Genomic DNA, 24,789 nt, shown 5'->3' with positions numbered 1-24,789 from the left:
CGCAATATTTCGACGAGATTTCGCAAACAGTTGACTGACAGGAATTCGTCGGGGCGGTCTCTCCGCGCTGGTCAGGAACCCGGCAGGACTGGCAGATCCGCCGTGGAGGGCGTGCAAAGCCTGACGTCGGATCGACGTAAGCCGTTGCAAGCGCTTGCGCTGAAGGCCGTATAGTTTGCGCATGACGCGACGACTCGCAGAGGTGGCCAAGAAAGTCGGAGTCAGCGAGGCGACGGTGAGCCGGGTGCTCAACGGCAAGCCCGGGGTCTCCGACGCGACCCGCGAGGCCGTGCTGACCGCCCTCGACGTGCTCGGCTACGAGCGCCCCACCCAGCTGCGCGGCGACCGGGCCCGGCTGGTCGGCCTCGTGCTCCCCGAGCTGCAGAATCCGATCTTCCCCGCCTTCGCGGAGGTGGTCGGCGGCGCGCTGGCCCAGCAGGGGTTCACCTCCGTGCTGTGCACCCGCACGGTCGGCGGCGTCTCCGAGGCCGACTACGTGGACCTGCTGCTCCAGCAGCAGGTCAGCGGCGTCGTCTTCGCCGGCGGCTTCTACGCCCAGGCCGACGCCGCGCACGGGCACTACGAGTTGCTGCACGAGCGCAAGCTGCCGACCGTGCTGGTGAACGCGGCCGTCCAGCACCTCGACTTCCCGCAGGTGTCGTGCGACGACACGGTGGCCGCCGAGATGGCCCTGGCCCACCTGCGCGCGCTCGGCCACGAGCGGGTCGGCATGGTGCTCGGGCCGAAGGACCACATGCCGTCGCGGCGCAAGCTGGAGACGTTCCAGGCGGAGGGCGGGGACCCCGGGCTGGTCGAGCACACGATGTTCTCGCTGGAGGGCGGGCACGCGGCCGCCGCCCGGCTGGTCAAGCGTGGGGTGACCGGCGTGATCTGCGCCAGCGACCTGCTCGCGCTGGGTACGATCAGGGCGGCCCGCCGGGCGGGGCTCACCGTGCCGGGGGACATCTCGGTCATCGGCTTCGACGACTCGGCCCTGATGAACTGCACCGACCCGCCGCTGACCACGGTCCGCCAGCCGATCGACGCCATGGGCCGGGCCGCCGTGGACCTGCTGGTCGCGCAGATCGACAAGGCGGTGGTGCCGGCGGACGAGCTGCTGTTCGAGCCCGAGCTCGTGGTCCGCGCCTCCACCGCGCGCGCGGCGGTCTAGGGGCCTGAGCCCGGCCCGTTCCTCCCTCCCAGGGGCTCTCGGCCCGTGCCCCCTCTTCCTGGGGGTTCTCGGCCGGTGCCCCCTCTCCTCCCCAAGGGACCTCAACCCGTGCGGTGGGTGAGAGGCGTCGCTACGCAGGCGTAATCCAGTCGTTATCTTGCAATATGCAGTCGAAATATTGCGAACATCCGTCCCCGATCCTATGGTGTGGGCACCTCGCATCAGAAGGGTCAGACCATGCGGAGATCCACTGGGCTCTTGCTCGTGTCCGTGCTCGGCCTCTCAGCCACAGCCTGCGGCTCCAGCAACCCCGCCACCCCGTCAGCCGGCGCCGGCGGCGGCGCCAAGGCCGTGACGATCACGGTGGCCTGCCAGCCCGCCAAGTCCGCGCCGAAGGAACGCCAGGCCTGGGACGACGACGTGGCCACGTTCATGAAGGCGCACCCGGGCGTGACGGTCAAGAGCACGGACCAGCAGCCCTGCTTCGACCCCAAGACGTTCGGCCCCAAGCTGGCCGGCGGCCAGATGGAGACCGTCTTCGTGGTCCCGGTGACGAACTACAACGACGTCATCGGCCAGGGCCAGGCGCTCGACATCACGCAGTACACCAGCACCATCAAGAACTGGAACGACCTGCGCCCCGACGTGCGGGAGATGGTGACCAAGGACGGCAAGGTGTACGGCGTGCCGAACGTCCACTACGGCGTCGGCCTGGTCTACAACCGCGCCCTGTTCACCAAGGCCGGACTCGACCCCGACACCCCGCCCAAGACGTGGGCCGAGGTCCGCGAGGCGGCCAAGAAGATCGGCGCGCTCGGCACCGGCTACGTCGGCTACGGCGAGTACTCCGGCGGCAACACCGGCGGCTGGCACTTCACCCAGGCCATCTACGGCCGCGGCGGCAGCATCCTGACCCCCGACAACAAGAAGGCCGCGTTCAACTCGCCCGAGGGCAAGGCCGTGCTGCAGAACCTGCACGACATGCGCTGGGTGGACAACAGCATGGGCAACAAGCTCCTGGTCGGCTGGGAGTCGCTCATGATGGCCATGGGCAGCGGCAAGGTCGGCATGATGCTGGGCGCGCCCGACGTGGTCACCGACGTGGTCACCAAGTTCAAGGGCAACGTCGCCGATTACGGCATCACCGGTTTCCCCGAGGCCAAGGCGTCGCTGAGCGGCGGCGAAGCGTTCATGATCAACCCGAAGGCCACCCCCGAGGAGGCCAAGGCGGGCCTGGAGTGGGTCGACTTCCGCTACAACACCGTCGGCAAGGGCCGCTTCGACTTCGCCCGCGGCAAGGCCATCGGCAACCCGGTCGGCGTGCCCGACAACGCCGTCTACGGCGACTCGGCGACGGGCAAGGCCATCCAGGCCGACCGCGAGAAGAACGCCTCGCTGCCGGTCACGAACTACGCGCCGTACGTGCAGGCCGCCGCGACGATCCCGCCGAAGGCCGAGCCGGTGCACGCGCAGGAGCTGTACGCCATCCTCGACGTGGTCATGTCGGGCGTGCTGAGCCGTAAGGACGCCGGCGTCGACCAGCTCCTGTCGGACGCCGAGACCAAGGCGAACTCCATGCTGGCGGCCAAGGGCTGACCTTGATGGGAATCTTGCGGCGCAACCTGACGGCCTACGGGTTCCTCTGCGCGGCCCTGATCTGTTTCACGGTGTTCGCCTGGTATCCGATGGTCAGGGAGTTCATTCTGAGCTTCCAGAAGACCGACCTGATCAACCCGCCCACCTGGGTGGGGCTGGACAACTTCAAGGCGGCGGTCCAGGACCCGGCCTTCGGCGAGGCCTGGCTGAACACCGTGGAGTTCACGCTGCTCGCGCTGCTGTGCGGCTATGCCGTGCCGTTCGTCGTCGCGCTCGTCCTCAACGAGCTGCGCCACGCCCGGGCCTACCTGCGGTTCGTGGTCTACCTGCCGGTCATGCTGCCGCCGATCGTGGCGGTGCTGCTGTTCAGGTGGTTCTACGATCCGGGGCCCGGGCTGTTCAACCAGGTCCTGGACTTCTTCCACCTGCCGCCGCTGGCCTGGCTGGACTCGTCGTCGACCGCCCTGATCTCCCTGGTCCTCGTCTCGACCTGGATGAACATGGGCAGCGCGACGCTGATCTACCTGGCGGCGCTGCAGAACATCCCGCCCGAGCTGTACGAGGCCGCCGAGCTCGACGGGGCCGGGATCTTCAAGCGGATCAGGCACGTCACGATCCCGCAGACCCGGCTGATCCTGCTGCTCATGCTGATGCTGCAGATCGTGGCGACCATGCAGGTGTTCATCGAGCCGTACATGCTGACCGGCGGCGGCCCGGAGAACGCGACCGTGAGCGTCGCGTACCTCATGTACCAGTTCGCGTTCTCGCAGATGAACTACGGCCAGGCAGGCGCGCTCGGCATGCTGCTCATGCTCGCGCTCCTCGTCTTCGCGGCCTTCCAGCTCAGGACGACCCGTGAGGACAGGGCATGACGGCGACCGAACACAGGCGAGCCCCGGTGTCCGAGCCGCCCGGCGGCGCGAGGCCGAAGCGCCGGCGAAAGTCGCCGAAGCCGATCCAGGTGCAGTTCCGCACGATCGTCTCGCCGCACCAGCTCAACAGCAGGTGGGGCCGGCGGATCTACTGGCTGGTGCTGATCGCCGTCATCGTGGTCTTCACGCTGGCCTTCGTCTTCCCGCTCTACTGGATGATCACCGGCGCCATGAAGACGCCGGAGGAGATCGCCCAGATGCCGCCGTCGCTCGTCCCGGCCGACCCGTCGCTGGAGGCGTTCTTCGAGGCCTGGGACCTGTTCGACATCGGCACGCTGCTGGCGAACACCGCGTACTACTCGCTGGGCGCGTGGCTGTTCTCCATGGCGGTGGACGTCACGGCGGCGTACGCGCTGTCGAAGCTGCGCCCGATGTTCGGCAACGTGATCCTCGGCGCGATGCTGGCCACGCTGATGATCCCGCCCATGGTCATCCTCATCCCGCTCTACGTCACGATCGTGGACCTGGGGCTGCTCAACAACGCCTGGGGGCTGTGGTTCCCGGCGGCGGCGAACGGCTTCAACATCTTCCTGCTCAAGCGGTTCTTCGACTCGATCCCGCGGGAGCTGATCGAGGCGGCGCAGATCGACGGCGCGGGCCCGCTGCGGGTGCTGTGGTCGGTCGTGCTCCCGGTCTCCAGGCCGATCCTGGGCGTGGTCTCCATCTTCACGATCGTCACCGCGTTCAAGGACTTCGTCCTACCGCTGCTGGTCATGACCGACAGCGAGAAGATGACGATCAGCGTGGGCCTGTCGCAGACGGCGGGCGCGGTGACCCAGAACCAGATCATGGGCGGCCTGGTCATCGCCAGCATCCCCATGATCATCGTCTTCTTCGTCTTCCAACGACACATCATGGCGGGGCTCACCGCCGGAAGCATCAAGGGATAAGCGCATGTCGCAAACGTGGTGGCGGGGGGCCGCGATCTACCAGGTCTACCTGCGTAGTTTCGCCGACGGGAACGGTGACGGGATCGGCGATCTGGCCGGCCTGCGCTCCCGCCTGCCGTACCTGAAGGATCTCGGGATCGACGCCATCTGGCTGAACCCGTGGTACCCGTCGCCGATGGCCGACGGGGGCTACGACGTGGCCGACTATCGCGACATCGAGCCGGTCTTCGGCTCGCTGTCCGAGGCCGAGCGGTTCGTCGAGGGGGCGCACGAGCTCGACATCAAGGTCATCATCGACGTGGTGCCGAACCACAGCTCCACGGAGAGCGCCTGGTTCAAGGAGGCGCTGGAGAACCCCGCGGCGCGGGACCGCTTCTGGTTCGCCGACGAGCCGCTGAACGACTGGCAGTCCATCTTCGGCGGCGCGGCCTGGACCCAGGTCCCCGACGGCCAGTGGTACCTCCACCTGTTCGCCCCGGAGCAGCCGGACTTCAACTGGACCAATCCCGAGGTCCACCAGGAGTTCGAGGACGTGCTGCGGTTCTGGTTCGACCGCGGCGTGGACGGCGTGCGCATCGACTCCGCCGCTCTGCTGATCAAGTCGGACACGAAGTACGAAGACCTCGACGAGGTCCATGACGTCTACCGTCGGTGGCGCGAGGTGGCCGACGAGTACGGCGAGCGCATCCTGATCGGGGAGGTCTGGCTCCCCGACCAGGAGCGTTTCGCACGTTACCTGCGGCCCGACGAGCTCCACACGGCCTTCAACTTCGACTTCCTGTCCTGCCCGTGGGACCCGGCCGAGCTGCGCAGGGTCATCGACCTGACCCTCGCCACCCACACCCCCATCGGCGCCCCGCCGACGTGGGTGCTGTCGAACCACGACGTGACGCGCCCGGTCACCCGGTACGGCCGCGCCGACACCACGTTCGCGCACGGGGGCCGCCTCCACGGCACCCCCTCCGACCTGGAGCTGGGCTACCGGCGGGCCAGGGCGGCGGCCCTGCTGGCCATGGCGCTCCCCGGCTCCGTGTACGTCTACCAGGGCGAGGAGCTGGGCCTCCCCGAGGTCGAGGATCTTGCGGACGAGCTCCGCCAGGACCCGATGTACGCCAGGTCGGGCGGCACGAACCCGGGCCGGGACGGCTGCCGCGTCCCCCTGCCGTGGTCGGGCGAGGAGCCCCCGTTCGGGTTCGGCGCGGGCACGCCGTGGCTGCCGCAGCCGGAGGGCTGGCGCAAGCTGACCGCCGAGGCCCAGCGCACGGACCTGGGCTCGATGCACAACCTCTACCGGACGGCCCTGGGCCTGCGCCGCGACCTGCTGGGGGACGGCACGTTGACCTGGCTCCCGACGGGCGGCGAGGTCCTGGCCTTCACCAGGGACTCGGGCCTGACGAGCGTCACCAACCTGGGCCCCGACCCGGTGCCGCTACCCGCGGGCCGGCTCCTCCTGGCCAGCGGCGCCCTGGAGGACGGCGCCCTGCCCGCCGACACCACGGCGTGGCTGACGAGGGACTGACCGCAGCGCCACCAGCCCGGCGGCGGCCAGCGCGAGGCACAGCCACGCGAACCAGTCGCCGAACCGGGCGTACACGGTGGGGCCCGGGCCCGAGGGCACGTCGGCGAAGGCCGTGACGAACGGCTGCCGCGTGCCCTCGGTGTCCCGCTCGGCCAGCACCCGGCCCCAGGGGTCCGAGATCATCGGCGTGCCCCACTGCGCCGCCCAGGCCACCGAGAGTCCGGTCTCCACGCCGCGCAGCAGTCCCATCCGGCTGTGCTGCCAGCCGTTGCCGAACTCGTCGGCGGCCGGCACCGCCATCAGCCGCGCCCCGGCGCGGGCGTAGTCGCGGATCGGCGCGGGGAAGTTGAGGTCCATGCAGTTGGCCAGCCCGACGTGGTCACGCGCGAAGACGAGCTGGTCCCCGCGCCGGAACGGCTCCCCGGGCGCGAAGTGCCACTTCGTGTAGTAGACCGGCGCGAGTCCGCCTGCCGGGAGGTCCACCGAGTAGTTGTACTTGATCTCCGGGGTCGTGTGGACGACCCCGATCACCACGTCGATGTTCCGATCGCGGGCGATCTCGCGCAGCGGCGCGAGCGCCGGGCCCAGGCTCGCCTCGTCCGTGCCCAGCGTGCCCTCGGGGAGCACCACCGTGCTGGTCCCCGAGGGTAGCTCGGCGATCTCCTTGACGTACTCGCCGACCAGGGCCTTGCCCGCCGGGCTCGCCGCGTCGGGCGCCCACTGGTAGCGGGTGGCCGACAGCACCGCCACCTGCCGCCAGGCGGTCGAGTCCGCGCCGGCCAGCCGCACGGCCCCGAAGACAAGCACGAGCAGGCACGCCGCCGCCCCGAGCACGCCGGTACGCAGCCACGCCGCCGCGGCCACCCCCGGCCACAGCATCGCCGCCAACGTGGTCGGCGCCAGCAGCACCACGTACTCCACGCCCCAGGCGCCGGTCACCGAGGCGATCTGGGTCACCACGGGCACGTCGGCCACGGACGTGGCAAGCGGCCAGATGATGCCCGTCGGGTTGGCCAGCACGGTCAGGTACATGAACGCCACCCACACGGCGGGCGGCGCGGTGGCGGCGAGCATGGTCAGCCCGCGCCGGGCGAGCGCCCTGAAGAGCCAGACCACCAGCCCGAACAGCAGCGAGCAGCCGACGATGATGCCGATCCCGATGGGCCGCGGCACCGACGGGGTGCGCAGGAAGAAGTCGAGCTGGTTCGTCATTCCGGCCAGGAAGGCCAGGAACGCGAGGATGAACGTCGCCCTGCCGCTCGCCCGTGACGCCAGGAGCAGCATCGGCAGCGGCGCGAGCCAGGTCAGCGCGGGGATCGGCGCGAAACCCGTACCGAAATAGAAAAGCACCGCGGATAAAAGCGGGGCGACTGCTCTGAGCATCATGTATACACCGTAAACAGCAAGGTATACGGTGTCAACAAAAGACGATCAGGTGACGCACATGCACGTGACGAACACGTCAACCAGCGTCCGTACGGCCTGCCGCCGGTCGTCACGCCGCCAGACGACGGCCAGCCTGCTCGGCGGCAGCCCCGCCACGGGCCTGCTGACCACGTCATCGCGCCGGTAGAGCTCGGCGTTCCCGGCCGAGACCAGCACCACGGCCCGCCCCGACGCGACCAGCTCGAGCGCCTCCTCGGCCGTCTCCGCCTCCGCCCCCACCACGGCGGGCGCCGCCCGTTGGTCGTCGGCCAGCCAGAAGGCCCGCATGGGCCCGGCGGAGACCGGCATCGCCACGAACGCCTCCCCGGCCAGGTCGGCGAGCGTGACCTCGGGGCGGGCGGCCAGCGGATGGGCGGCGGGCAGCGCCACCCAGCGCTCCTCCGTGCTGACCACCGTCCAGTCGTAGTCGTGGCCGGGCATGGGCAGCCACGCGACGGCCACGTCGACCTGGCCGTCGCCCAGCCCCACGGTGGGGTCGCTCCACGGCACCTGCCGGAAGCGCAGGTCCCAGCCGGGCAGCGCGGAGGAGATGGACGGCACGAGCCCGCGCCCGATCCGCGTCTGGAACCCGACGACCAGCGTCCGCTCCTCGCGCGCCGCCACCACCGCCCGCTGCGCGCCCTCCCACTGCTCGATGATCCGCCGGGCCTCGGGCAGCAGCGCCGCCCCCGCCGCCGTCAACGCCACGGTACGGCGGTCGCGCTCGAACAGCTTGGCCCGCAGCGACAGCTCCAGCTGCCTGATCTGCCTGCTCAGCGAGGGCTGCGAGATGAAGAGCCGCTCGGCCGCCGCCCGGGTGAAGCTGAGCTCTTCGGCGACCGCCACGAAATACCTGAGATCCCGAATATGGGCATCCATAGCAAAAAGCTATAACAGCCGGTCTTGGACGGGTGAGGGAGCCGAGACCCACGATGGAGCGCATGAGAGATTTGTCGGGAAAAACAGCATTGGTAACCGGAGCTTCGCGCGGGATCGGGCGGGCCATCGCCGAGCGCCTGGCCGCCGACGGGGCCCGGGTGATCGTCCATTACGCCAGCAACGACGACCTGGCCAAGGAGACGGTGGCCGCGATCGAGGGCGCGGGCGGGCAGGCGTACGCGGTGAAGGCGGCCTTCGAGGACGGTCGCGCCTTTGACCGTAGCTTCTTGTACTTCCTCGGCCACTGTGGGTATGGTTCGAGTGATCGAACGGGAAGGCGATAGCCAAGCCCATCGGGAGATCGTGTCCTTGTCGGTACAGCTAGGCCGCCGGAACGGCGGTGACAGCGCGTGGAGACTCGGGGTTGCCCGGGTCGGTGAAGCGCGAACCCCCGCACCTGAGGGTGACGGGAAGAATCTCCACGATTCATTCATGGTGGAGAGGAGTTCAATCGATGACCAAGGGAGCCCTGGACACGCTGGGCTTCAGCCTGGCGCCCCTCCTCGGCGACCGGAACATCACCGTGAACACCGTCTCCCCGGGCGTCACGGAGACGGACATGAACGCCTGGCTCCGCGCGGACGACGGCGCCGCCGAGCGCGCGGTCACCGAGGTGACCGCGCTGGGCCGCATCGGCCGCCCGCAGGACATCGCGGACGCCGTGGCGCTGCTCGCGAGCGAGGAGTCCCGGTGGATCACCGGGCACGTCCTGGACGTCACCGGCGGCTACTTCCTCGGCCCGCGCGGCGGCGTGATCCCGGTCTAGCGGGGAGCGCTCTAGCGGGTGGCGCCGCTGGGGTCCCGGAGCCACGCCTCCAGCGTCGTGCGGGCGTCGGCGGCCCCGGCGGGCAGCCGCAGCCCCCTGAGGAGCATCCACAGCGTCCCCTGCAGCGCCCGCGCCGCCAGGAACTCCCGTAGCTCGGGATCGTCGGGATCGTGCCCATAGGCCCGGACGGCCGCCCGGCCGTCGAGCCGCTGCGTGCGCAGCAGGCAGGCCAGGTCCCACTCGACGGGCGCGGCCATGCTCTCCTCGAAGTCGTTCCAGAGCAGCCCGGCGGGGGTGGCGAGGAGGTTGCCGGGATGCGCGTCGCCGTGGACGGCCTGCGCCGTGCGGCCCGCCAGCCGTTCGGCCAGGCCCGCGTGCGCGTCCCGCAGCCGCGCCAGCACGTCGGGCGGGACCTCCCCGTCGAGCAGTTCCAGCAGCCGCACCGGCTCGTCGAGCACCGGCCCGAGATAGGGCAGCTCGCCGGGAAAGCCCCGCAGCGCCTCGTGCAGCTCGGCGAGCGCCCGCCCGGCCGTCTCCGGGCCCATCCGATGGCCGGGGTCGTGCTCGACGTGCTTCCAGAAGGAGACCGCGACCCCGTCACGCAGATGCGGCCCGGCGGGCAGCAGGTCGCTTGGCGGCACGACCGGCACGCCCTGCCCGTGCAGGTAGGACACGACGTCCAGCTCCCGCCGCAACGCGTCGGCGGGCCGCGCCCGCCCCAGCGCGGTCACCGTCGGCACCCGCGCCACGATCGGGGCCGGGCGCAGGTGGATCCGGAGGTTGAACGAGTCGTTGAGGACCACCGGATCCGCCACCCGGATGCCGTGCTCCTCGGCCAGGGCGACGGCGGCGGCCACAGCGGGGATCATTTAGGCGGACTCCCTGATCACCAGCTCCGTGGGCATGATCACCGGCTCGGCCGGTCCGCCCTCGAACAGCCCGAGCAGGAGCCCGACCATGGCCGCCGCCTGCTCGGCCACCGGGTGCCTGAGCGTCGTCAGCGGCGGCTCGGTGTATTTCGCCGCCTCGATGTCGTCGAAGCCCACCACCGCCACGTCGCCGGGCACGCGGCGCCCGGACTGGCGGAGTGACTGCAGGGCGCCGACGGCCATCAGGTCGTTGGCCACGAAGACGGCGTCCAGGTCGGGGTCGTCGCGCAGGAGCTGCCGCATCGCGACCGCGCCCGACTCCCGCGTGAAGTCGCCGATCGCCACGATCGACCTGAGGTCGGAGTCGCGCAGCACGTTGCGGTAGCCGGCCAGGCGGTCCTGGCCGCCGATCATGTCCTGCGGGCCCGCGATCGTGGCGATCCTGCGCCGTCCCGTCTCCACCAGGTGCCGGACCCCGATCTCCGCTCCGCCGACGTTGTCGTTGTCGACGTACGGGATGTCCACGGGGACGGCGGGCCGTCCGTAGGAGACCACGGGGACGCGCAGGCGCGACAGCGCGGCCGGCAGCGGGTCGGCGCCGTGCATCGAGATCAGCATGACCCCGTCGACGTGCCCGCCCGCGATGTAACGCTCTACCCGGGCGTGGCTCTTGGCGGAGGAGGCCAGCATGAGCACGACCTGCTTGTTCACCGCTTCGAGCGTCACGGACGCCGACCTGATCGCCGTGGAGAACATCGGGTCCTCGGAGAAGACCCGGGTGCCCGGCTCGCTGACGACCAGGGCGATCGAGTCGGTGCGCTGGGTGACCAGGCTGCGCGCGGCCGAGTTGGGCACGTAGCCCAGCTCGTCGATCGCGCGCTGCACGGCGTCGCGGATGTGGGGCGCCACCGTCGTCTGGCCGTTGACGACCCGGGAGGCGGTGGCGCGCGAGACCCCCGCCCGGGCGGCGACCGCCTCAAGGGTCGGGCGTCTCATGACTGCACCAAGTGGGAGAGCACGGAAAAAATCTACAGGCCGTTCCTGGTGATGACGTCTCTGTACCAGAGAGCGCTGTCCTTGAGGATCCTGGCCTGGGTCGCGTAGTCGACGTGCACGATGCCGAACCGGCGCCGGTAGCCCTCGGCCCACTCGAAGTTGTCGAGCAGCGACCAGACCAGATATCCGCGCAGGTCCGCGCCCGCCCCGATGGCCCGGTGCACCTCGCGCAGGTGGCCTTCCAGGTACGCCACCCGCTCGTCGTCGTGCACCCGGCCGTCCGCCACGACGTCGTCGAAGGCCGCGCCGTTCTCCGTGACCATGAGGCCGACCTGCGGATAGTCCTGCGAGAGCCGTACGAGGAGCCGGGACAGGCCGTCCGGCACGATCGGCCAGCCCATCGCGGTCGTCGGCGCGTCCGCCGCCGCGAACCTGACGTCCTCCGAGCCCGGCCACGCCGCGTCGGCCGGCAGCCCCGGGCCCGACTCGACCACACACGGGTTGTAGTAGTTGACGCCGACCAGGTCGATCGGCGCGTTGATGAGCGCGAGGTCGCCGTCCAGGATGTGCTCCGTCCCGCCGTTGCGCGCCGCCGCCTCCAGGATCTCCGGCGGGTACGTGCCGTGCACCGCCGGGTCGAGGAACTGCCTGGTCAGCAGCGCGTGGACGCGGTCCGCGACGGCCGCGTCGGCCTCGCCGGCCACCGCCGAAGGATCGTTGACCTGGGCGGGGGTGAGCACCGGGGAGGAGTTGACCACCAGCATGAGGCTGCGGGCGCCGGCCGCGCGCAGCCGCCGTGCGGCCAGCCCGTGGCCGAGCAGCAGGTGGTGCGCCGAGCGCAGGGCGTCGGCCGGGTCGCGGCGGCCCGGCGCGTGCACGCCGTTGCCGTAGCCGAGGAAGGCCGACACCCATGGCTCGTTGATCGTGGTCCAGTCGCCCACCCGGTCGCCGAGCCGGTCGTGGACGGCCTGGGCGTAGTCGGCGAACCGGTACGCCGTATCGCGATTTGTCCACCCACCACGGTCTTCGAGGGCTTGGGGAAGATCCCAGTGATAAAGCGTGACATAAGGCGAAATTTCGGCGGCGAGTAGCTCGTCCACGAGCCGGTCATAGAACGCCAGCCCGCGCGGGTTGACCGGGCCCGCGCCGTCCGGCTGAACACGCGGCCACGCGACCGAGAACCGGTAGGCCCCCAGCCGCAGCTCGCGCATCAGCCCGACGTCCTCGCGGTAGCGGTGGTAGTGGTCGCAGGCCACGTCGCCGGTGTCGTCGTCCGCCACGTTCCCGGGGGTGTGGGAGAAGGTGTCCCAGATCGACTGGCCCCGCCCGTCCTCCTTGACCGCCCCCTCGATCTGGTACGAGGCCGTCGCGGCACCCCAGACGAACTCCTCGGGAAAGATCATCCCTTAACAGCTCCTTGCATGATTCCACCGATGATTTGCCTGCCGAACAGGGCGAAGACGGCCACGAGCGGGAGCGTGCCGATCGCCGTCCCGGCCAGCCCGAGCACGTAGTCGTTGACGTACCCGCTGGCCAGCGTGGACAGCGCGACCTGGACCGTCGGGTTGTCCGGGTTGAGCACGACCAGCGGCCAGAAGTAGTCGTTCCAGGCCGACATGAACGTCAGCATGCCGAGCACCGCCGCCGCCGGACGGGCGGCGGGCAGCACGACGTGCCAGAACAGTCCCCACGTCGAGCATCCGTCCACCCGGCCCGCCTCCAGCAGCTCGGTGGGCAGGGCCCGCGACAGGTACTGGGTCATGAAGAACACGCCGAACGCGTTGACCAGCGCCGGGACGATCAGCGCGTAGGTGGTGCCGGTCCACTCCAGCTTCACCATGAGCATGTAGAGCGGGATGATGCCGAGCTGCGCCGGGACCATCATGGTGGCCACGGTGATCACGAGCATGACGTTCCTGCCCCTGAACTTCAGCTTGGCGAAGGCGAACCCGGCCAGCGTCGAGAAGAACATCACCGCGATCGAGATCGACCCCGCCACGATGACGGAGTTGAGCAGCGCGAGCCCGAAGGGGACGGTGTCGAAGACCCGGGAGACGTTGGCGAAGAAGTTGCCGCCGGGGATCAGCGGCGGCGGCACCTGGCCCAGCGCCGAGTTGTGCCGGGAGGCCACCACGACGCTGTAGTAGAGCGGGAAGGCCGAGAAGAAGGCCACCGCGGTCAGGGTGAGATAACGCAGCCTCATATCAGGCCCCCTTTCACCCGGCGGGTGATCAGGAAGTTGACCAGCGCGACGATCACCACGGCCAGGAACATCAGCCAGGACGCGGCCGAGGCGTAGCCGAAGTCGAACGTCGAGTTCGCGAAGCCCTGCTCGTAGACGAACAGCGCCAGGGTCTGGAACTGCCGGTCGGGCCCGCCGGTGGCGATGCCGCCCCCGCCGCCGCTGCTCTGCCCGAACAGCAGGGGCTCGGCGATGATCTGCATGGCGCCGATCGTCGAGACGATGACCACGAAGACGATCGTCGGCCGGATCATCGGGATCGTGATCCTGCGGAGCTGGGTGAAGCCGCTGGCGCCGTCGATGGTGGCGGCCTCGTACAGCTCGCGCGGCACGGCCTGCATGGCGGCCAGGAAGATCAGCGCGTTGTAGCCGGTCCAGCGCCACATGATCATCACGGAGAGCGCGAGGTGCGAGGTCGCGGTGCCGGCCGCCCAGTCGATGGTGCCGACGCCGAACCACGAGAGCACCCAGTTGATCAGCCCGAAGTCCCGGCCGAAGAGCTGGCTGAAGATGACCACGACGGCCACCACGCTCGTGACGTTCGGCAGCAGCAGCGCGACCCGGAACAGCGTCTGGAAGCGCAGCCGCCGGTTGAGCAGGTGTGCCAGCCAGATGGCCAGCATGAGCTGCGGCACGGTCGAGAGCACGCCGATGGACAGGGTGTTGAACGTGGCGTTCCAGAAGTACCCGTCGGCGAGCAGCGTCGAGTAGTTGTCCAGCCCAATGAACGTCTGGGTCTCCGACAGCAGCGACCACTCGTGCAGGCTCACCCAGGCCGTGTAGACCAGCGGGAACAGCCCGAAGGCGCAGAAGAGCAGGAAGAACGGCGCCACGTAGGCGTACGGCGACACCCTCAGGTCGAGGGTGTGCCGCACGCTGCGCCTACGCCGTCGCGAGACCGCGAGGGGAAGGGAGCTCATTTGATCTTCTTGACGTCCTCGAGCACCTGGGTCCACGCCTCGTCGGGCGACTGCTTGCCCTGCTCCACGCGGCCGAGGCCGTTGCCGACGGCCGTGCGCACGTCGGCCTCCTTGGGGCCGAGGTGCTGCGGCTTGAGCGCCTTGGCGGCGTCAGAGTAGATCTTGCCGATGGGGGCGTCGCCGAAGAACGGCTTGGTGAAGTTCTGGATCGACGGGTCGTCGTAGAGGGCCGGGATCGACGGGAACGTCCCCTCCTCCTTGAACACCTTGGCCTGGTTGTCCTTGGAGGTCAGGAAGTCGATCAGCTCGGCCGCCTCCTTCGGGTGCTTGCTCTGCTTGGGCACCATGAGGTGCGAGCCGCCGCTGTTGCCGGAGCCGCCGGGCACGGTCGCGATGTCCCACTTGCCGGCCGAGTCCTTGGCCTGCTCCTGGATGAAGCCGGTCATCCAGGCCGGGCAGATGATCGTGGCGAACGAGCCCTTGGCGAAGCCGGTGTTCCACGGCGGCGTGAAGGCCGCCAGCTTGGCGGTCAGGCCCTCCTGGGTGAGCTGGTTGGACAGGTCCCAGGCCTTCTTCACGTCGGGGTTCGAGGCCACGATGATGTTGTCCTGGGCGTCGTACAGGCCGGTGGGCGCCTGGTTGACCATCGCGCGGAAGATCTCGCCGGGGGAGTCCACGAACTTGGCGCCCGCCACGTTCGCCGCGCCGAACTTCTTGCCGGTCGCGATGTACTGCTCCCACGTCGGCCAGAGGGCAGCCACCTCGGTCCGGTCGGTCGGCAGCCCGGCCTTCTTGAACAGGTCCTTGCGGTAGCACATGGCCAGGCCGCCCACGTCGGTGCCGAGGCCGAGCACCTGCGCGCCGTCCTTGCTCAGGCCCTGTTGCCACTTCCAGTCGAGGTAGTCGGGCTGCCGCTTGTCCAGCCCGTACTGCTTGAGATCGACGAACTTGCCCGGCTGGGCGGTGAACGTGCTGATGTAGCCGACCTCGACCGCCTCGATGTCGCCCGCGCCGGCGTTCGTGGCCAGCCGCTTGACGAGGTTGCTGTGGTGGTCGTTGAACTGCGTGACGTTCTCGACGATCTCGATGTCGGGGTGGGTCTTCTTGTACTCCTCGTAGAGCGGTTTGAAGCCGAAGTCGCCGAAGAGGCCGACGGTGAGCTTGATCTTCTCTCCCGGCTTGGCGCTCTCCGTGGCGGTGCTCCCGCCGCCGCCTCCGCCGCCGCAGGCCGTCGCCAGGGCGAGCAGGGACGCGGTGATCAAGGGCATGGCGAATCGCCGGACGCGAGGGGTCATGGAACCCTCCTTGGTCGGTGCTTGCGAGGTATGTGAGAGAGCGCTCTCTCAAGAGATTCGCGGCGATAACACCGGCCTGTCAACGGGGGCTAAATAACGATCCGGCTTAGCGAGAGAGCGCGTTCACGCGTTGAGCGCGCGGCCGGCCATGCGGGCGTACATGCGGCCGGGGCTCGGGGCCTCGGTGAGGAAGCCGGGCAGCACGGGCAGCTCGACGGCGAACGGGTCGAGCCGTTCGTACAGCTCGTTCGCGTCGGCGGGCCGGTCGTCCGGAAGCTTCTCCAGCAGCTGCGACAGCAGCGCGTCCAGCTCGGGGGGCAGCCCGGGGATGGCCGGCGGGCGCTCCTTGACCTGCTTCTCGAAGACCATGTAGTCGGTGGGCCCGGTGAACAACTGCTGCCCGGTCAGCATCTCGTGCAGCACGCAGCCGAGCGAGTAGAGGTCGCTGCGCGGCTCGGCGACGCCGTGCTTGATCTGCTCGGGAGCCATGTACGCCGGCGTGCCCAGGATCTGCCCGATCCTCGTGAACGTGGTGACCTCGGCGTCCCGGAGCATGGCCAGCCCGAAGTCGAGCACCTTCACGCTGCCGTCGGGGCAGAGCATGAGGTTCGTGGGCTTGAGGTCGCGGTGGCAGATCGCCAGGGCGTGGGCCGCCGACAGCACGGCACACGCCTGGGCCGCGATCGCGGCGGCCCAGCAGACGGGCAGCGGGCCGTGCTCGCTGACCACGTCGGCCACCGTGACGCCCTCGATGAACTGCATCACCTGGTAGAGCCGCTGCTCGTGGGTGCCGAAGTCGTAGAGCACCGGCGCGCCCGGATGCTCGAGCCGGGCCAGGATGCGGGCCTCGCGGATGAACCTGCGCTCCAGCTCGTGATCGTGCCCGCTGGGCAGCCTGAGCAGCTTCACCGCCACCCGGCGGTCCAGGTGGCGGTCGTGGCCCGCGTAGACGGCGCCCATGCCGCCTTGCCCGAGAGGGAGGTCGTCGAGCACATAGCGGTCGCCGATGACCATTCGCCCCTCCCCGCAGCCTTCCGGGAAAAAACTACACCGTCACGCGAGGGAATGCCGTCGCGTCATGGGGTGAGGCCATGAGCGCGCGGGTGGAGGTGGCCGTCGGCGAGGCCGTCGAGGCCCAGCCTGATCAGCGCCTGCCCCAGCGTCGAGGTCTCGCGGATGGCGTCTTCGAGCACGGCGAGCTGCCGGAAGGCGTCGCCGTACGCCTTCTGCTCCTTCAGCGACAGGCGCGGCAGCCGGGTGCGGCGCACGTCGAACCTGCTGGAGCCGGTGGTCGCCCGGCCGCCGGCGGCCCGCAGGAAGCCCGCCAGGAAGTCGGGGTCGAGCCGGCGCGCGTCCACCCGGTAGAGCGTCAGATGGGGCCCCAGCACCGCGCCGCCGTCGGTCATCACGCGCACGCTGGAGTAGGAGGCCACCACGTCACCCGGGCGGATCGCGATCAGGCCCTGCTGCATGGTGGTGGAGCCGGACGGCGGCGTGCCGTTGAGCACGTCGTCGGAGGTCAGCACGGGCACCTCGCCGCCGTCCGCGGCCATCTTGGGCGGAGCCTGCGACGTGGCCACCAGACCTTCCTTGATCAGGTCGCCCAGCGTGGTCGCGGGCTGGTCGAGCGGCTGCTCCAGGACCTTCAGGTCGGGCGGGGCCGAGGCGGCGGCCATGAAGCGGTCGCGGGCCTCGGCGTACGCCTTGCCGACGTCGTCGCGCCGCTGGTGGCGGGCCGGGGTCATGTCGACCTCGTCGGCCAGCAGGTCGATGATGCGTACGGTCTGGTCGGAACGGTCCTCCAGATACGCCTCCCAGGCCGGCCCGACGCTCGCCAGGTCGGCCGCGGCGTCGAGGATCAGCACCTCGGACGGCGGCCGCTCGCCCGCCGCCGGCCGGCGCAGCAGCCAGAGGTCCGACCCCGGCAGCGCGATGACGGCCCGCAGCGCGCCCGCGCGCAGCAGGTTGGCCCGGATGCGGCGGCCCGCCTTGCGGCTGGCGGCGGCCGGGGGCATGAGGATGGCGACCAGGCCGCGCGGCTTGACGTGGGTGAGGCAGTGCTGCACCCAGGCCAGCTCCGGCTCGCCGCGCGGCGGCAGGCCGTACTCCCAGCGCGGGTCGCCGGTCAGCTCCTCGTAGCCCCAGGCCCGCTCGTTGAACGGCGGGTCGCACACCACGGCGTCGGCCCGCTCGCCGGCGAACCCGTCGTCGCGCATCGAGTCGCCGGCCACGACCTCGGCCTCGATGCCGCGCAGCCGGAGCCGGGAGGCGGTGATGGCCGCCGAGGTCTCGCTGAGCTCCTGCCCGAGCATCCTGGCCCCCGGCTCCGCCTGGGCGTGCCGGTCGTGGGTGGGGGCGAGGAGCAGCGTGCCGACGCCGCAGGCCGGGTCGAGGATCGTCGAGCCGCCCGGCCGTACGAGGCTGACCATGAGCCCGGCCACGTCCTCGCGGGTCACGGAGAGCTGCCGCGAGTGCGCCTCGAGATAGCGCTCACAGAGGAACTCGTACGCGGTCAGCGCGCCGAGCTGCTCGGCCAGCTCCAGCAAGAGCTCCGCCAGCTCCGGCTCCAACCCGCTCTCCACGGGCGATTCGGGACTCGGCTCACCCGGGGTGGCCGGGCGGGTCAGCAGGACGCCGGCCTGGGCCACCAGCTCGCCCAGGCGCAAATCGCCTGCAGCTTTCAGGCGTTGCCACACCCGATCTCCCAGCGAGACCTGGTAGGACTTCCCATAGCGACGTAGCCAGGACTCGACCTGCCGGAGCGAGAAGAGCGGCTGGTTGGCCGTGCCGCCGATGGGATCGGGGAAGTCGTCGTGGCGACGGCGCCAGTTGCTCACCGCGGCACGCCCGACACCGGCGAGCCGGGCGATGTCCCCGGCGTTGACGGTCGGGTCGTGGCTCATGGTGCCCACAGTAGTTCACAAGAGTCTTCAGCGCATCTGCTTGTGAAGTCTTTCAACCAATGATTTACTGCAGGGTATGAAGCACAACATCCGCTATGCCGCCGGATCAGACGTGGGCCGCCGCAGGGAGCAGAACGAGGATTCCGGCTATGCGAGTGGCCGGCTGCTCGTGGTGGCCGACGGAATGGGTGGACACGCGGCCGGCGAGCTGGCGAGCTCGGCGGCGATCGCCGTCATGCGCGAGCTGGATGCCACGCTTCCCGAGACGGGCTCGGACCTCGAGGCGGCCCTGGAGGGCGCCGTGCACGAGGCGGCACGCAGGCTGGTCGAGCTGGCCGACATCGACCCCGCGCGCAGGGGGATGGGGACCACGGTGACCGCCATGCTGTGGGACGGCTACCGGTTCGCCCTGGCTCATCTCGGTGACTCCCGCGGATATTTGCTTCGCGATGGTGCGCTCTACCAGATGACCAAGGATCACACACTTGTGCAGTCGATGGTGGACGAAGGACGGATAACCGAGGACCAGGCCGCCGTGCACCCCCGGCGTTCGATGGTGCTGCGGGTGCTGGGCAGCGAGGGCAGGGCGGAGCCTGACATGGCGCTGCGCGAAGCCGAGCCTGATGACCGCTACCTCCTCTGCTCCGACGGCCTCACGACCGTACTCGGTCCCGAGGTTCTGCACGAGGTTTTGACCACGGTGGCAGACCCGGGCGCGGCCGTCCAGCGGTTGATCGATCTGGCCAACGAGGGCGGCTCGCCGGACAACGTGACCGTGATCGTGGCCGACGTGGTCGCGCCGGGCTCGGGCGAGGCGGCCGTCTATCGCGTGGGGGCCGGCGCCTAGCAGGAGTGGTCATCAGTCTCACCTGCCTCACCAGTCACAAAACCGAAATATTGGTTAATAGCACGACACTTTCCGAGTGATTCGCGCAATTTCCCGATGGCGCTACTACAGTCCATCGTGATTTATCGGTTTTCTGGGAGGAGTCACCCTGGACCCGATCGCGGACGAGCTGCTGAAGACGGTGCGGCAGGAACTCGGTTACAAGGAGAAGAACGGCCAGTTCACCAAGTTCGGCCAGTGGTATGCGGATCGCGTCCAAGACACCCAGTACCGCAACGGGCCCTGGTGCGACATGTTCATCGCCTGGGCCGCGGACAAGGCCGACCTCAGCCAATATGTGGGCGAGTTCGCCTGGACGCCCTCCCATGCCGCCTGGTTCATGAAACAGGGGGCGTGGACGCAGAAGCCCGAGCCGGGTGCGCTCGTCTTCTTCGACTGGAAGGGCGGCAAAAGCTACAAGGGCATCGACCACGTGGGGATCGTGGAGAAAGTCAGCGGCAAGAAGATCCACACGATCGAGGCGAACGTGGACCGGATCTGGCTCAAGCGCAAGACGCGGGAGACGGACAAAGTCGTCGGCTACGGAATTCCGCGCCTGGTCAAGGCCAGTGCCGACAAACTCGGGGAGATCCGCTCGACCGAGCGGCCCTTCGTGCCGGCGCCGCGCGTGGAGACCGGGCGGGGATCACCCTTGGACGTCCTGGGCACGCCGCCCGCGCTGCTGACCGCGATGGTGCTCATGACCGTCGTCCTGTCCCTCCGCATCACCGGCCGCCGCCGCGGCACCCACCGCCGCCTCGCCTTGCCCTGGAACGCACCAACCACCGAGCGTGAAGCGGCTCCGGCTCGGGACGGCGTTCCCGCTCGCGAACGGGTGACGGTCCCTGCCAAGCCCGCCCCTGCCAAGCCCGCGGAGCACGTGCAGGCCAAGCCCCGTCCCGCCCCGGCGCCGGCCGCCCGCCCGGCCAGGACGCGCGTCACGGCCGCCGCCACCAGGCACTCGACCTCGACGAGACGCAAGCCCTACGAGCCCGACTAGCCCGCGTTCCAGCCCGCGAAGTGCTAGGACGTGAGGTCGATGACCACCTTGACGTCGTGGTCGCGCTCGAAGGCGTCCAGGGCGCGCGACAGCGGGACCCGCCGCGTGATCAGCCGTTCGAGCCACCCGGTGTCGGCCTTGGCCAGCGCGTCGGCGGCGTCCCTGTAGTGCCGCAGGTTCGCGTTCACGGAGCCGAAGACCACGTCGTTCTCCAGGACGATGTCCCGGTTGATGAGCCCCGCGTCCACCCGGTGCTCACGCCCTCCCGGCGAGAGCCCGGCCAGGCAGACGATCCCCGCGGCGGCCGTGCCGACCATGGCGTCGATGACGAGCGACCCGGCCCCCGTGCACTCGATGATGATGTCGGGCCTGACCGTGGTGAGCTCCTTCAGCGACGAGCCGGAATGGTAGGTCCCGTCCAGATCCTCCACGAGCCGCGACTTGAGCCCGGCGGCCGAGCGGTCGAGCACGTGCACGTCCAGCCCCCGCTGCCGCCCCATCAGCGCCGCCAGGAGCCCGACGGGCCCGGCCCCCGTGACCAGCAGCGTCTGGGGCTCGAACCAGGCCCGCGACCCGATCCGCTCGATCTGCTCCCACGCCTTGGCGACCACCGACGCGGGCTCGACCAGCATGCCGACGCTCTCCAGCGACGGATCCAGGCGCACGGCGTAGCCGCCCTCGACCGTCCAGCGTTCGGAGGCGTACCCGTCGATCTGCTTGATGCCCCGCTCGGTGTACTCGCCGTTGCGGCACATGTCGAACTCGCCCCGCTTGCAGGCCCCGCACGGCACGGGATCGGGCCGCCGTACCACCCCGACCACCAGGTCGCCGGGCGAGTACGCGGACCCGTCGGGCACCTCCAGCACCCGGCCCAGCGATTCGTGCCCGAGCACCATGCGCTCCTTGCCGGGCGGCGGCCAGCCGTAATCGGCGGTGATCAACTCCCTGTCCGTCCCGCAGACCCCCAGCGCCAGCCCCTGGACCAGCAGTTCACCCTTCTCCGGTGCGGGATCGGGGACCTGCTCGACGGCGAGCGTCCCCTTCTTGCCCGGTGCGAACGTCAGTGCGCGCATGCGACGTCACCCCCTCGGGGCCCCTACCCGGATGGCCGGAGGAAATAGTAGGACGTCCTAGTGTCTATTAGTAGGACGTCCTAGTATCTTCGGAAGGGAGAGCCCTCACGAAGGAGTGAACAGGCGTGCACGTCCCGGTACACCCAGTCCGTTTCGTGACCGCCGCGGCCTTGTTCGACGGCCATGACGCGGCGATCAACATCATGCGGCGCATCCTCCAGTCACAGGGGGCCGAGGTCATCCATCTCGGGCACAACCGCTCGGTGGACGAGATCGTCACGGCCGCCCTCCAGGAGGACGTCCAGGGCGTGGCGATCAGCTCGTACCAGGGCGGCCACGTGGAGTTCTTCACCTACCTCGTGGAGCTGCTGCGCGAGCGCGGGGCCGGGCACGTCAAGGTGTACGGCGGCGGCGGGGGAGTGATCGTCCCCGAGGAGATCGAGCTGCTGCACTCGCGCGGCGTCACCCGCATCTTCTCGCCCGAGGACGGCCAGCGGTACGGGCTGCCCGGGATGATCAACCAGCTCATCGAGGACTGCGACGTCGAGCTGGACGGCACCCCGTCGGTCGAGGCCGTGGTCTCGGGCGACCAGGCGGCGCTGGCCCGCGCGATCACGCTCATCGAGTCGGGCCGCGCGCCGGAAGGGCTGGTCGAGGGCCTGAAGGCCGCCGCGACGGACAAGCGCGTCCCCGTGCTCGGCATCACCGGTACGGGCGGCTCCGGCAAGTCCTCGCTCACCGACGAGCTGGTCCGCAGGTTCCGCGTGGACAACGACGACAAGCTGCGCATCGCGGTCATCGCCATCGACCCCACCCGCCGTCGCGGCGGCGGCGCGCTGCTCGGCGACCGCATCAGGATGAACAGCCTGAGCCCCCAGACCTACTTCCGCTCCCTGGCCACCAGGGGTGCCGCCAACGAGGTGCCCGCCTGCCTCGACGAGGTGATCACCGCCTGCCGGGCCGCGGGCCACGACCTGGTGATCGTGGAGACGCCCGGCATCGGCCAGGGCGACGCCGGGATCGTCCCCCACGTGGACGTGCCGATTTACGTGATGACGCCCGAGTTCGGGGCGGCCTCCCAGCTCGAGAAGATCGACATGCTGGACTTCGCCGAGGCCGTGGTGATCAACAAGTACGAGCGGCGCGGCGCGGAGGACGCCCTGCGCGATGTGCGCCGCCAGCTCGTACGCAACCGCGAGGCGTTCGGCGTCCGGCCGGAGGACATGCCGGTCTTCGGCACCATCGCGGCCCGCTACAACGACGCCGGGGTCACGGCCCTCTACCAGCACCTCAAGCCCCTCCTGCTGGGCGAGCCGGGGCCGGGGCTGCTGCCGAAGGTGTCCGGGCGCACCTCGCAGGCGTCGGCCGCCATCGTGCCGCCGGCCCGGGTCCGCTACCTGGCCGACATCGCCGAGACCGTGCGCTCGTACCACGCCGAGACGCTCGCGCAGGCCGAGGTCGCCCGCCGCCGCCAGCAGCTGGCCGCCGTGCGCTCCCTCCTGGAGGACTCCCGCCTGGAGGAGCTGGAGGCGCAGGCGGAGCGGGAGCTGAGCGAGGAGAGCCGGGCCCTGCTGGCTGCCTGGCCCGCCGTCAAGGAGCGCTACACCGCCGACGAGCTGGTGGTGAAGGTGCGCGACCGCGAGATCCACACCCCGCTCTGGCGCGAGACCCTGTCCGGCAACCGGATCCCGCGCGTGGCCCTGCCGCGCTACAGCGACCACGGCGACCTGCTGAGGTTCCTGCGCGGCGAGAACCTGCCCGGATCGTTCCCCTTCACCGCCGGCGTGTTCCCGTTCAAGCGCGACGACGAGGACCCGACCAGGATGTTCGCCGGTGAGGGCGACCCGTTCCGCACCAACAGGCGCTTCAAGCTGCTGTCCGAGGGCCAGCCCGCGACCCGGCTGTCCACGGCGTTCGACTCGGTGACCCTCTACGGCCACGACCCGGACCTGCGGCCCGACATCTACGGCAAGGTCGGCACCTCGGGCGTCTCGATCGCGACGCTGGACGACATGAAGGTGCTCTACGACGGGTTCGACCTGGCGGCGCCGAACACGTCCGTGTCCATGACGATCAACGGCCCCGCGCCCACGATCCTGGCCTACTACCTCAACACCGCCGTCGACCAGGCCCTCGACCGCTTCCAGGCCGAGCAGGGGCGCCCGCCGTCGGCCGAGGAGGCCGCCGGCCTGCGCGCCCGGACGCTGGCCACGGTCAGGGGCACCGTGCAGGCCGACATCCTCAAGGAGGACCAGGGCCAGAACACCTGCATCTTCTCCACCGAGTTCTCGCTCCGGATGATGGCCGACATCCAGGAGTGGTTCATCAAGAACGGCGTGCGCAACTTCTACTCGGTCTCGATCTCCGGCTACCACATCGCCGAGGCCGGGGCCAACCCGATCAGCCAGCTCGCCTTCACGCTGGCCAACGGCTTCACGTACGTGGAGGCGTATCTGGCCAGGGGCATGAAGATCGACGACTTCGCCCCTAACCTGTCGTTCTTCTTCTCCAACGGCATGGACCCCGAGTACAGCGTGCTCGGGCGGGTGGCCCGCCGCATCTGGGCGGTGGCCATGCGGGAGCGCTACGGCGCCGGGGACCGGTCGCAGAAGCTGAAGTACCACATCCAGACCTCGGGCCGGTCGCTGCACGCCCAGGAGATGAACTTCAACGACATCCGCACCACCCTCCAGGCCCTGATCGCCGTCTACGACAACTGCAACAGCCTGCACACCAACGCCTTCGACGAGGCCGTGACCACCCCGTCGGCCGACTCGGTGCGCAGGGCCATGGCCATCCAGCTCATCATCAACCGCGAGTGGGGCCTGGCCAGGAACGAGAACCCGCTGCAGGGCTCGTTCATCGTCGAGGAGCTGACGGATCTGGTGGAGGAGGCCGTGCTCGCCGAGTTCGAGCGGCTGTCCGACCGGGGCGGCGTGCTGGGCGCGATGGAGACCGGCTACCAGCGCGGCAAGATCCAGGACGAGTCCATGCTGTACGAGATGCGCAAGCACGACGGCTCGCTGCCGATCGTCGGGGTGAACACGTTCCGCAACGGCACGGACGAGCCGCCGGCGCACAAGCTGGAGCTGGCCAGGGGCACCGAGGACGAGAAGCACTCGCAGCTCGACCGGCTGCGCACCTTCCACGAGCGCAACCGCTCGGAGGCCCCGGCGCAGCTCGCCCGGCTGCGCGAGGTGGCGATGTCGGACGCGAACGCGTTCGAGGTGCTGATGGACGCGGCCCGCGTCTGCTCGCTCGGCCAGATCACGGAGGCGCTGTTCGAGGCGGGCGGCCAGTACCGCCGCAACGTCTGACCACGTGCGTGGGTGATGAGGGGGCGCGGGAGCCGCGCGGATAGGATCAC

The 24,789-nt window shown here is 69.9% G+C and carries 21 protein-coding genes; 10 read left to right on the top strand and 11 right to left on the bottom strand.

Annotated features, from left to right (window positions below):
* Positions 1–181: 181 nt before the first annotated feature.
* From ACWDRB_RS34310 to ACWDRB_RS34290, 5 genes are all read left to right on the top strand, one after another.
* A complete protein-coding gene (locus ACWDRB_RS34310; protein WP_364244575.1) occupies positions 182–1,171 on the top strand; it encodes a LacI family DNA-binding transcriptional regulator in 990 nt (329 codons plus the stop codon).
* A 237-nt stretch (positions 1,172–1,408) separates the two neighbouring features.
* Entirely contained in the window at positions 1,409–2,767 is a 1,359-nt protein-coding gene (locus tag ACWDRB_RS34305; RefSeq protein WP_355191310.1) for an ABC transporter substrate-binding protein, read from the top strand.
* 5 nt (positions 2,768–2,772) lie between these two features.
* Entirely contained in the window at positions 2,773–3,639 is an 867-nt protein-coding gene (locus ACWDRB_RS34300; RefSeq protein WP_355191312.1) for a carbohydrate ABC transporter permease, read from the top strand.
* Complete coding sequence (locus ACWDRB_RS34295) at positions 3,636–4,589, top strand: carbohydrate ABC transporter permease (RefSeq protein WP_397369783.1); 954 nt, start codon at positions 3,636–3,638, stop codon at positions 4,587–4,589. The genes ACWDRB_RS34300 and ACWDRB_RS34295 overlap by 4 nt, the downstream gene beginning before the upstream one ends.
* A 4-nt stretch (positions 4,590–4,593) precedes the next feature.
* Positions 4,594–6,108 (top strand): glycoside hydrolase family 13 protein, encoded by a 1,515-nt coding sequence (locus ACWDRB_RS34290; protein ID WP_449900715.1) that lies wholly within the window; start codon positions 4,594–4,596, stop codon positions 6,106–6,108.
* On the opposite strand, the gene ACWDRB_RS34285 is transcribed toward ACWDRB_RS34290, so the two are convergent.
* Positions 6,019–7,458 (bottom strand): nitrilase-related carbon-nitrogen hydrolase, encoded by a 1,440-nt coding sequence (locus tag ACWDRB_RS34285; protein WP_449900713.1) that lies wholly within the window; start codon positions 7,456–7,458, stop codon positions 6,019–6,021. The two genes, ACWDRB_RS34290 and ACWDRB_RS34285, sit on opposite strands and share 90 nt — an antisense overlap.
* 81 nt (positions 7,459–7,539) lie before the next feature.
* Positions 7,540–8,412, bottom strand: coding sequence for a LysR family transcriptional regulator (locus ACWDRB_RS34280; protein WP_449900711.1), 873 nt, complete (start codon positions 8,410–8,412; stop codon positions 7,540–7,542).
* A gap of 53 nt (positions 8,413–8,465) precedes the next feature.
* On the opposite strand from ACWDRB_RS34280, the gene ACWDRB_RS34275 reads away from it, so the two are divergent.
* Together ACWDRB_RS34275 and ACWDRB_RS34270 are read left to right on the top strand one after the other, a co-directional pair.
* Positions 8,466–8,756, top strand: coding sequence for an SDR family NAD(P)-dependent oxidoreductase (locus ACWDRB_RS34275; RefSeq protein WP_449900709.1), 291 nt, complete (start codon positions 8,466–8,468; stop codon positions 8,754–8,756).
* A gap of 170 nt (positions 8,757–8,926) precedes the next feature.
* Positions 8,927–9,238, top strand: coding sequence for an SDR family NAD(P)-dependent oxidoreductase (locus tag ACWDRB_RS34270; protein ID WP_449900706.1), 312 nt, complete (start codon positions 8,927–8,929; stop codon positions 9,236–9,238).
* Between the two features lie 11 nt (positions 9,239–9,249).
* Here the strand turns inward: ACWDRB_RS34270 and ACWDRB_RS34265 are convergent, their stop codons facing one another.
* The 8 genes from ACWDRB_RS34265 to ACWDRB_RS34230 form a co-directional block, all read right to left on the bottom strand.
* On the bottom strand, positions 9,250–10,107 hold the full coding sequence (locus ACWDRB_RS34265; RefSeq protein WP_449900703.1) for a phosphotransferase: 858 nt from the start codon (positions 10,105–10,107) through the stop codon (positions 9,250–9,252).
* Positions 10,108–11,103, bottom strand: coding sequence for a LacI family DNA-binding transcriptional regulator (locus ACWDRB_RS34260; protein WP_449900701.1), 996 nt, complete (start codon positions 11,101–11,103; stop codon positions 10,108–10,110).
* A 32-nt stretch (positions 11,104–11,135) separates the two neighbouring features.
* Positions 11,136–12,506, bottom strand: a complete 1,371-nt coding sequence (locus ACWDRB_RS34255; protein WP_449900698.1) for a GH1 family beta-glucosidase — start codon at positions 12,504–12,506, stop codon at positions 11,136–11,138.
* A complete protein-coding gene (locus ACWDRB_RS34250; RefSeq protein ID WP_350729899.1) occupies positions 12,503–13,306 on the bottom strand; it encodes a carbohydrate ABC transporter permease in 804 nt (267 codons plus the stop codon). The genes ACWDRB_RS34255 and ACWDRB_RS34250 overlap by 4 nt, the downstream gene beginning before the upstream one ends.
* Positions 13,303–14,265: a carbohydrate ABC transporter permease gene (locus ACWDRB_RS34245; RefSeq protein WP_449900695.1), complete on the bottom strand. Its 963-nt coding sequence runs from the start codon at positions 14,263–14,265 to the stop codon at positions 13,303–13,305. Before ACWDRB_RS34245 ends, ACWDRB_RS34250 begins: the two co-directional genes overlap by 4 nt.
* On the bottom strand, positions 14,262–15,560 hold the full coding sequence (locus tag ACWDRB_RS34240; RefSeq protein ID WP_449900692.1) for an ABC transporter substrate-binding protein: 1,299 nt from the start codon (positions 15,558–15,560) through the stop codon (positions 14,262–14,264). The genes ACWDRB_RS34245 and ACWDRB_RS34240 overlap by 4 nt, the downstream gene beginning before the upstream one ends.
* A gap of 123 nt (positions 15,561–15,683) precedes the next feature.
* Positions 15,684–16,574 carry a serine/threonine-protein kinase gene (locus tag ACWDRB_RS34235; RefSeq protein WP_350729905.1) on the bottom strand — a complete coding sequence of 297 codons (891 nt, stop codon included), beginning with the start codon at positions 16,572–16,574 and terminating at the stop codon, positions 15,684–15,686.
* Positions 16,575–16,636: 62 nt separating this feature from the next.
* The gene (locus ACWDRB_RS34230; RefSeq protein WP_449900690.1) at positions 16,637–18,463 is read right to left on the bottom strand and encodes an HsdM family class I SAM-dependent methyltransferase; all 1,827 of its coding nucleotides are present in this window, start codon (positions 18,461–18,463) and stop codon (positions 16,637–16,639) included.
* A gap of 76 nt (positions 18,464–18,539) precedes the next feature.
* Here ACWDRB_RS34230 and ACWDRB_RS34225 point away from each other — a divergent pair, with 76 nt between their 5' ends.
* Together ACWDRB_RS34225 and ACWDRB_RS34220 are read left to right on the top strand one after the other, a co-directional pair.
* The gene (locus ACWDRB_RS34225) at positions 18,540–19,310 is read left to right on the top strand and encodes a PP2C family protein-serine/threonine phosphatase (RefSeq protein WP_363962741.1); all 771 of its coding nucleotides are present in this window, start codon (positions 18,540–18,542) and stop codon (positions 19,308–19,310) included.
* Between the two features lie 181 nt (positions 19,311–19,491).
* Entirely contained in the window at positions 19,492–20,349 is an 858-nt protein-coding gene (locus tag ACWDRB_RS34220; protein WP_449900687.1) for a CHAP domain-containing protein, read from the top strand.
* A gap of 23 nt (positions 20,350–20,372) precedes the next feature.
* Here the strand turns inward: ACWDRB_RS34220 and ACWDRB_RS34215 are convergent, their stop codons facing one another.
* A complete protein-coding gene (locus ACWDRB_RS34215) occupies positions 20,373–21,422 on the bottom strand; it encodes a glucose 1-dehydrogenase (RefSeq protein ID WP_449900685.1) in 1,050 nt (349 codons plus the stop codon).
* A gap of 125 nt (positions 21,423–21,547) precedes the next feature.
* On the opposite strand from ACWDRB_RS34215, the gene icmF reads away from it, so the two are divergent.
* Positions 21,548–24,739: a fused isobutyryl-CoA mutase/GTPase IcmF gene (icmF, locus tag ACWDRB_RS34210; RefSeq protein ID WP_449900683.1), complete on the top strand. Its 3,192-nt coding sequence runs from the start codon at positions 21,548–21,550 to the stop codon at positions 24,737–24,739.
* The last annotated feature ends 50 nt before the right edge of the window (positions 24,740–24,789 follow it).

This window comes from Nonomuraea sp. NPDC003707, assembly GCF_053587055.1.
Note: the sequence above shows the minus strand (reverse complement) of the source record. Positions and strands in the feature narration are given on the sequence as shown.